Consider the following 1,077-nt stretch of genomic DNA (forward strand, 5'->3'; position numbering starts at 1 on the left):
GTATTTTATTAATTGTCATCCTAATATCCGTCACCATGATAGGATGGACTCATCCATTAGAAAAAGCAAAAGCTGCAACTCTTGTAAAGCAATGGTCTTTTTATGACGCAAGTTCTAATTTAACTTATAATTGCTATGAATACTCCGATGCTTCTCTTAAAGTAGTAGAATATTTTTATGGCGGCTCAAGAACTATTTATGGTCATGCTTATTTGGACCAAAATGGATACCCAAAGGCAGCAGTTGATTTGACAACTTCACAGTACTGGGATTTTGTGATTAACCCACACTCCTGGTGTAATCTTGCCAACTGTAATTGTTCAAAACGAGTAAAGTATTTAGGAGTTTAAAAATGAACAAGAGAACATTAAGTACCTTAAATAGAGAGTTAGGCTCTGTAATTGCAATAACACTATTCCCGTTAACGATGTTTCGGTATTTTGCCCTTTACTACGGATGGCCGCTTGTTTTACTGTTTATAATTTCTGTACCTATTATTTCTGTACCTATTATCTTTATTACCACAAAATCACTTTTAGATAGAGAATTATCTACAAAAAATTATGGCGAAGTTTTTATCTTTGCAAGCCTAATTCTAGTCTTTGTTTTCTTCCTTGCTTTTAACTTTGCTTTTCCCTATGCTAGATTTCATTTTTTTGAAGTATTGTATAAGTACAAGACTGCTATTTACTTAGCTTTAGTCCTTTCTACGTTTATTTATAATCTTACTGTCATCTTTTTTGAGGGATGCAAAAAATTTACCCTCATCTTACCTTTGTTGATAGCAATAGCTCTTTTCTTAATGAAATTTCAATTCAATGTTTACTCTGTTTTCTTGCTTGACCTTCTTTTGCTTTTTTCGTATTCATGCATTGAATATAGATATAAAACTAAAGAAAAGATTATTAAGAATTTAGAAAAGTACCCAGGAGATTAAAGACTGAGTTTATCGAAACTCATTATTAAAGGGGCCCTTGTTAGGGCTCTTTAGATTTTATTGACTATATACTATAACCTAATCTGAGAGATTCACAGCTTTTACTTGTATTTTTCTTTATGTAAAGGGGATCATCAACG

2 protein-coding genes are annotated in these 1,077 nt (G+C 32.0%); both read left to right on the forward strand.

Annotation, left to right across the window (positions count from 1 at the left end; translation table 11 throughout):
- On the forward strand, window positions 1-350 hold a 350-nt coding region (locus ACMV0E_RS08050; protein WP_416085865.1), incomplete at its 5' end, for a hypothetical protein.
- A 2-nt stretch (window positions 351-352) separates the two neighbouring features.
- Window positions 353-937, forward strand: a complete 585-nt coding sequence (locus ACMV0E_RS08055; RefSeq protein WP_416085866.1) for a hypothetical protein — start codon at window positions 353-355, stop codon at window positions 935-937.
- Window positions 938-1,077 lie beyond the last annotated feature (140 nt).

This window comes from Caldisericum insulae (assembly GCF_047785965.1).
In the GTDB taxonomy this organism is placed as follows: domain Bacteria; phylum Caldisericota; class Caldisericia; order Caldisericales; family Caldisericaceae; genus Caldisericum; species Caldisericum exile_A.